General features: G+C 44.5%; 8 protein-coding genes. 4 read left to right on the top strand and 4 right to left on the bottom strand.

Annotated elements, in window-relative coordinates; translation table 11 throughout:
- Nucleotides 1-491 precede the first annotated feature (491 nt).
- Complete coding sequence (locus tag ACYQ2O_RS09465; RefSeq protein WP_346024279.1) at nt 492-1,424, top strand: nuclease-related domain-containing protein; 933 nt, start codon at nt 492-494, stop codon at nt 1,422-1,424.
- Between the two features lie 132 nt (nt 1,425-1,556).
- Here ACYQ2O_RS09465 and ACYQ2O_RS09460 read toward each other — a convergent pair whose 3' ends face one another.
- From ACYQ2O_RS09460 to ACYQ2O_RS09445, 4 genes are all read right to left on the bottom strand, one after another.
- Nucleotides 1,557-2,396, bottom strand: a complete 840-nt coding sequence (locus tag ACYQ2O_RS09460) for a MetQ/NlpA family ABC transporter substrate-binding protein (RefSeq protein ID WP_346024278.1) — start codon at nt 2,394-2,396, stop codon at nt 1,557-1,559.
- A gap of 30 nt (nt 2,397-2,426) precedes the next feature.
- The gene (locus tag ACYQ2O_RS09455; RefSeq protein WP_346024277.1) at nt 2,427-3,113 is read right to left on the bottom strand and encodes a methionine ABC transporter permease; all 687 of its coding nucleotides are present in this window, start codon (nt 3,111-3,113) and stop codon (nt 2,427-2,429) included.
- The gene (locus tag ACYQ2O_RS09450; RefSeq protein WP_346024276.1) at nt 3,106-3,843 is read right to left on the bottom strand and encodes a methionine ABC transporter ATP-binding protein; all 738 of its coding nucleotides are present in this window, start codon (nt 3,841-3,843) and stop codon (nt 3,106-3,108) included. Before ACYQ2O_RS09450 ends, ACYQ2O_RS09455 begins: the two co-directional genes overlap by 8 nt.
- A 745-nt stretch (nt 3,844-4,588) precedes the next feature.
- Nucleotides 4,589-5,107: a type 1 glutamine amidotransferase domain-containing protein gene (locus ACYQ2O_RS09445; RefSeq protein WP_091265490.1), complete on the bottom strand. Its 519-nt coding sequence runs from the start codon at nt 5,105-5,107 to the stop codon at nt 4,589-4,591.
- Between the two features lie 167 nt (nt 5,108-5,274).
- Here ACYQ2O_RS09445 and mgsA point away from each other — a divergent pair, with 167 nt between their 5' ends.
- Genes mgsA through ald form a run of 3 tightly spaced genes read left to right on the top strand, consistent with a single transcriptional unit; the run spans nt 5,275 to nt 7,047 of the window.
- Nucleotides 5,275-5,697 (top strand): methylglyoxal synthase, encoded by a 423-nt coding sequence (mgsA, locus tag ACYQ2O_RS09440; RefSeq protein ID WP_091265488.1) that lies wholly within the window; start codon nt 5,275-5,277, stop codon nt 5,695-5,697.
- 12 nt (nt 5,698-5,709) lie between these two features.
- Nucleotides 5,710-5,907: a hypothetical protein gene (locus ACYQ2O_RS09435; protein WP_091265486.1), complete on the top strand. Its 198-nt coding sequence runs from the start codon at nt 5,710-5,712 to the stop codon at nt 5,905-5,907.
- Nucleotides 5,908-5,931: 24 nt separating this feature from the next.
- A complete protein-coding gene (gene ald / locus ACYQ2O_RS09430) occupies nt 5,932-7,047 on the top strand; it encodes an alanine dehydrogenase (protein ID WP_459796483.1) in 1,116 nt (371 codons plus the stop codon).
- Nucleotides 7,048-7,224 lie beyond the last annotated feature (177 nt).

Here is a 7,224-nt window from a genome sequence, read left to right as displayed (position 1 = left end):
GGAAATGAGATGGTTCCTGTTTACTATAAGAGTATTCACGGTATCGTCTACGATAATTCAGAACTGAAAAAGTAATGGCTACGCACTATCCCAAAAGGGCGAAGGCGTAGCCGAAGCTTTTTTTATGAAAGGGTTGAGAGGACGATACTCGTCAGCTGACGAGTATCGTCTATATAGAAAAAGTGAAAAGTCGTCAGTGGGATGATACTGAATGCAGTTTGGGAGGATCTTATAGCCAACTCGCTATGTCTTATCCACACGAGTGTGTTGTAAGGTGCGTTTTACAAGCAACTCGAATCCTCTTTTTTTTTCTTCAGTTTGTCACAAGATTCCCCCTGGTCTGTTCAAAAAAAACGTAAACTAAGAGCCTGCAGCTGAATCTACGCTAAACGAGGCGACTCCCCATATAAATATAGCAGGTGAAAAAAGTTAAACAATTTTAGTCAGTTTTTCAATAAAAAGACAATGAGTATAGTAAGGAGGCGAACGAAATGGAGATATTAAAAGCAAGACAACCATCCGACTTGCTCAGAGGACTGAATTACTTGGATAAACGGTTTGAATTGAAGGAGCCGGAGAAGCGTTACCTGATTAATCTGCAGAAAGGATTAAGTGGAGAGACCGCATTTGACGATAAAATAAATCAGCATATCGATAAGCAGGCCATCGTACTGAATGATCTGCTTCTATTGAACAAAGGACTGTCTTTTAAAGTGGACTCCCTGTTGATTGCCTCACACGGGGTGTATATATTCGAAATCAGGAACTATGTTGGACGCTACGTCAGGCATATGGAAGGCTTCAGTACGATACATGGGGAGGAGGTGGCGAATCCGCTGATTCAGCTGAATAGATCGGCATCTTTTCTCAGTCAGCTTCTGAAAGAGTGGGGAAGTGAGCTGAAGGTCACAGCTCATCTGGTGTTTATCCATCCACAATTCAGTTTGTACAATGCGAGAGTAGAGGATCCGATCATCCTGCCGAATCAGATCGATGAGTACCTGAAGGATATTAATATAAAAAGCCGGATGCTGAGCAGGGAGCATCACAATCTGGCCAGACGCATACTCAAACTGCATGACGATGACAGTCCCGTGCAGAAGCAGCTGCCGTATTATTCCTATAAGGAGTTGAAGAAAGGGTTATCTTGCAATGCCTGCGGATCATTTGATCTTCTAATTACTCAGCGGTCCTGTTATTGTAAATCCTGTTTCGTTAAACGCGGAGTAACGGATGTAATTCTGGACAATATAGAAGAACTGCAGTTTCTCTTTCCTGAGACCACTCTGACGACGGCTAAAGTAAACGAGTGGTGCGGGGATGCGGTTCATTTCAGACGGATGAGAAAGGTGTTGAAAGAGCACTATACAGCGACAGGAGCCACTTCCGGGAGAGTATATGAGCAGACAGTGCCCCGGCGCTGATGAAGACAAAACTGGCAGTACAAAAAATGCCCGACCATAGGGATCAGCCTGCAGGAGAAATACTCCGTGCAGGACTGGAATCCGACTGGGCGGGCAGAAAACTGACTGGTTGTTCAGTCAATTTAGTTCAAACTAATTATTCACTTCAAAAGCTGGTTTCAGATGGCCGTTTTCGGCAAGATCATCAAGGAAATCATAGACTTCCTGGCTGGTAAAGGCGTCCTTAAGGGCCTGGATAGCATCAGAATCCTGGTTATCTTCTCTTGCTACAAGCTGGATCGCGAAAGTAAAGTCTTCATCATCTTCCAGGATAAGTGCATCTTCAGGTGTCAGCCCAACTGATTCAATAAAAGTCGGATAGTTGAATACCAGTTCCACACCGTCTTCGTAGGCAGCTGACAAGTTTAGCAGATCGATACTTGTAAAGGTCAGATCATACGGATTTTCTTCAATATCATCTACAGTGGCTTCGAAGCTGACATCCTCACTCAATGTGATCAAATCGTAGTGATCCAGAATCATCAGAGCACGGGCTTTGTTTGACGGGTCACTTGGAAGTGCCACTTCTGCTCCTTCTTCAATATCATCGATCGATTCATAGACTGGAGAATAGAAGCCTACAATCGCATCATAGATAGGCTGGATAGCTACCAGGTTACCGTCTCGTTCTGTGTTGAACATTTCCATGAACGGTTCGTGCTGGGCGAAGCTGGCATCCACTTCATCATTAAGAAGAGCTTCGTTGTACTGGATATTGTCGGATACTTCTACAAGTTGGACACTGTATCCATCCTCGATCACATCTCCGGCAATTTCAACGATATCGGTCATCGGAGGAAGGTGAGAAGCGACTTCAATGACGACCTCTTCACCATTGCTGTTTCCCGATTCTTCTGTTGTTTCTTCAGTTGCGTCACCGCAGGCAGCCAATAGCAGAGCAGTACTTCCTAAAATTAGGGTTTTTTTGAACATAATAATCTCTCCTTAAGTCTTTTTTATTCATCATCTTTTATCCAGTTTTCTTGCAAGAGCCAGTCCGAGCCATTGAAATATCTCAACGAGTACAATGATCAGGACAATGGCGGTATACATAATATCTGTTTCGTAACGCTGGTAGCCGAAGCGGATGGCAAAATCACCGATCCCTCCTCCACCGACAACGCCCATGATCGTCGAGTAGGACACGAAACTGATCACAGCAGTTGTAAAGCCGATGACCAGACTGCTCCTGGCTTCCACGTAAAGGAATTTCCAGACCAGCTGCCAGTTTGTTGCGCCCATAGATTTTGCCGTTTCGATGATGCCTTTTGGTACTTCCATCAGAGACTGTTCAACGAAACGGGCATATAAGGCAATCGCAATCACTACCATGGGGAATGATGCAGCAATGGGGTCGCCAGTCGCTCGGCCGTATACTTGCCGGACAAAGGGCTGCATGGCTACAACTAACAGCAAGAAGGGGAACGACCGGATCACATTCACCAGAATATTTAAAAGGCGATTGACGAACCGATTAGCCATAGGCCGAGTGTCAGCTGTCAGATACAGTAGCGTGCCAACTGGTATTCCAAGAAGAATAGCAGCAAGCATGGCAAAAAACAGCATGATGCCTGTCTCCCATAAACTGTCGAGCAGACGCGGTGCGAATTCAATGATGCGTTCTATATATAGCGAAATAGAGTCAGTCACTAGTCAGCACCTCGATTGCACGCTCAAGATACGGTCGATCAGTCAGTTTGTCTTCTGAACGAGTGATATCTACAATTTGTCTGACTTTACCGTATTCCATTAAAGCCGCCCGTGTGCACAGGGCTTTGATGACCGGAAGTTCATGTGTGACAACGACAATGGTCATTTTGAACTCTCTGTGCGCCTTTTTTAAAACAGCCACGATGTCTTCTGTAGTATTCTGATCCAAAGCGGATGTCGGCTCGTCGCATAAAAGTAGTTTTGGCCGTGTAATAAGGGCACGGGCTATACCAACACGCTGTTTCTGCCCCCCGCTGAGCTGCTGAGGGTAGCTGTGCTTCTTGTCGCTCAACCCGACGAAATCGAGGACTTCGTCTACGGTTAGAGTCTGATCATAGTTATGGAGAGTCAGAGGTAATCTGATATTTTCAGCTACTGTTTTATTGTTGAGCAGATTGAACTGCTGAAAAATCATGCCGATCTGCTTCTGTTCCATACGCAGGTCTTTCTTTGACAAATGAGTCAAATCAACACCGTCTACGGTTACGGAACCAGCATCGGGTGTCTCAAGTGCATTGATCATACGGAGAAGAGTCGACTTTCCTGCCCCGCTTTCACCTATGACACCGAACGCTTCACCTGTCTTTATGTCGAGTGAGACATCCGTGAGTGCAGCCAGTGTCTGGTTTTTACTGAAAAACGTTTTTTCTATATGACGGAGTTGTATCAAAGTGTCTATAGACCTCCTTCATTCACGTCGCTGTTTAAACAACACTGCCAATTATATGTAGGAACAGCAAGGGAAGCAATAAAATGAGTCATTAATGCGTAATAAAAAACAGATAATGTCCAGCATAGAATAGATGAAGGTGATTGTCGGAGGAGGAACGGAGACCGGTATATCAAGGATTTGGAAGCTTAGGAAGCTTCCAAATAATAAGTGGGAAAAGAGAGTTTTAAAACAATATTGTACTTTAAATGAGTTTTCTGTGACAAAAAACCACCTGCTGAGTGAACAGCAGGTGGCAAAAAAGGAGTGGTAACCTGTCGCTTTGGAGGAGTGCAGGTAACCAAAAATATGTTGGTTGTTGTGGGTATGAGTAAAGTATAGTCTTTAGATTTGAATTTACTGTGACCAATTCATGATGAATTAACGCTTTCTTTTTCAAAGTAAATTAGAGAATTAAGAAAGGAATGTACATAATAAAAAGCCACCTTTTCCTCTAGAAAAGGTGGCTGGGGATAAGACTAAACGTCTCAGTTTATTTGAGTAACCCATTCAATCCGGGGAGAAAGAATAATGGTCTCAAATAGTGTTTATCTTTTCAAAGGTGATGAATGATTCGGGGGAAACATTCAATCAGCTTTTTGGGGAGAAAAGAAACGTGTACTTAAATTCCACATTCATAGTGTAGCAAAACTATCTGGAAAAATCCTTAAAATTGCCTAAGCATTCATCCGAATAAAATGATAATTTACTCACTTAATGCATCGACCATTGCTTTGTTGAAAGCAGGAAGATCATCAGGCGTACGGCTTGAAATCAGACCTGAGTCATCTATAACAACTTCCTTGTCATAGAAATTGGCTCCGGCGTTTTTAAGGTCCACCGCCACCTGCTTAACTGAAGTGATGTCTTTTCCTTTTACTACTTCAGCATTGATCAGAAGCTGAGGTCCGTGGCAGATAGAGAAAATAGGTTTACTGTCGTTTGAGAACGAACGGGTAAACTCCAGGAATCGGTCATCCTTACGCAGCTGGTCTGGAGAAAATCCTCCAGGAATCAGCAGGGCATCGAAATCTTCCGGAGAGACATCATCAATGCTTTTATCGATAGTCACCGATGCTTCTCCTTTTTTACCCTCTACTGTTTCACCTGCTTCAAATCCGATCGTAGTCAGTGTATGACCTGCCTTTTCCAGTTCTTCTTTAGGGGAGGTAAATTCCACGTCTTCAAATAGTTTTGTTATAACGACTGCAACTTTCTTGCCCATTCTTGTAATTCCTCCTTCATTTATTCTAGTTACAGTTTATCGACTCACCATAGATCCTTCAAGTAAAACGATTCACGGTAGAGATACTCAATTTTTTATTCAATAAGCTGCTCTGTTTTATGTTATGATGAAAAAAATACGACTTTTTAAGGAGGAGTATTCCCTTTATGAATATTGCGTTGATTGCCCATGATAAAAAGAAAGATGATATCGTAAAAATTGCAGCAGCTTATAAGGTCATTTTGGAACAACATGATCTCTTTGCTACAGGAACGACAGGAAAGCGAATTTCAGATGAAACAGGTCTGAATGTCCACCGGTTTAAATCTGGTCCGCTCGGTGGGGACCAGCAGATTGGTGCCTACATCTCTGATAATAAGATGGATCTGGTTATATTTATCCGTGATCCTCTTACTGCACAGGCCCATGAGCCAGATATATCTGCATTGCTCCGCCTGTGTGATGTCTATGAAATTCCTCTAGCTACAAATATAGGGACTGCTGAAGTTCTGCTTAGAGGACTGGATGCCGGCTTTTACAGCTGGCGAGATGTCTCAAGAGGCCAGGACCGCGATTCACTACATTTTTAAAGGGGTGCTGACATGCTGCTGATTATCGGATTAGCATTGCTTATTTCAGGCTATTTGTCATTCAGGTTTTCAGATCAGCTTAACCCTGGAAAGCGCGGGCGTAGAGCACAGACGGAGTTTCCGGAATGGTTCCCGCAGCTTAAGAAAATTGGCGGGCTGCTGTTCATGCTTACTGGCCTGCTTCTGATGATAGCTTACTTTATAATTTAATTAACTAATGGAAGGATTGTCGCTATGATTATTGGTCTACCTAAGGAAATAAAAAATAATGAATACCGTGTAGCTTTGACCCCTTCGAATGTCGGACGGCTGACAGACAACGGACACCGTGTCCTTGTAGAAAAAGGAGCGGGGGAAGGAAGTGGGTTTATAGACGAGCATTATGCTGAAAACGGTGGAGAGCTGACAGAATCGGCCGGTCAAGTCTGGAAACAGGCTGAAATGATCATGAAAGTGAAAGAACCGCTGAAAGAGGAGTACACTTACTTCAGAAAAGGGCTGGTCCTCTTCACCTATCTTCATCTGTCAGCTGCTCCCGAACTGACTCAAGCACTGGTGGAGCATGAAGTGACGGCTGTGGGCTACGAGACGGTTGAAAAGAACGGCAAGCTGCCGCTGCTGACACCGATGAGTGAGGTGGCGGGAAGAATGGCTGTCCAGATCGGTGCGCATTATCTTGAAAGACATGCAGGGGGAGAAGGAATTCTCCTAGGTGGAGTAACTGGTGTGCCTAGTGGAACTGTAACAATCCTCGGTGGTGGAGTGGCAGGAGAGAATGCTGCTCGGATGGCTGTTGGGATGCGTGCAAAGGTAAACATCATCGAACTGAATCCTCAGCGGATGAGAGAACTCATCCAGATGTTCGGAAGCAATGTGCAGACCCTAGCTTCAAATCCAGCCAACATTGAGAAAGCTGTCAGTGAATCTGATCTGGTGATTGGTGCTGTTCTTGTGCCGGGACGAAAAGCACCAAAACTGGTGACAGAAGACATGGTTAAGTCAATGACTAAAGGAGCTGTGATCGTCGATATTGCTATTGATCAGGGGGGTAATTTTGAAACGTTGAGCGAGCCGACAACTCATGATGAACCGGTAGTGGAAAGGCACGGCATTCTCCATTATGGTGTGGCCAACATTCCAGGGGCCGCACCAAAAACGTCGACAGTGGCTCTGACTAATGATACGGTTCCTTATGCTCTGAAGCTTGCGGAACTGGGTGTTGAAGATGCACTGAAACGTGATGCAGGTCTCGCCGCCGGTCTGAACGTATACAAAGGACATGTGGTCAATAAGGCAGTGGCTAAGGATCTCGATTATGAATTCAAAGCTTTTGAAGAGCTGACTAAATAAACTTTACGATTAGGGACAGGAGATGCAGAACAATCTGCATACTCCTGTTTTTTGTGCGCCCGGCATGGGCGACAACTTGGTGGTGAAAGTCCACTACAGACTTGGCAGTAGGAACTGTTAGCGAAAGTCAAGGGTGTCCGCCGTGAGGCGGAATCTGAAGGAAGACGGACGCAAATG

It is taken from the genome of Alkalibacterium sp. m-11 (assembly GCF_054658155.1).
Note: the sequence above shows the minus strand (reverse complement) of the source record. Positions and strands in the feature narration are given on the sequence as shown.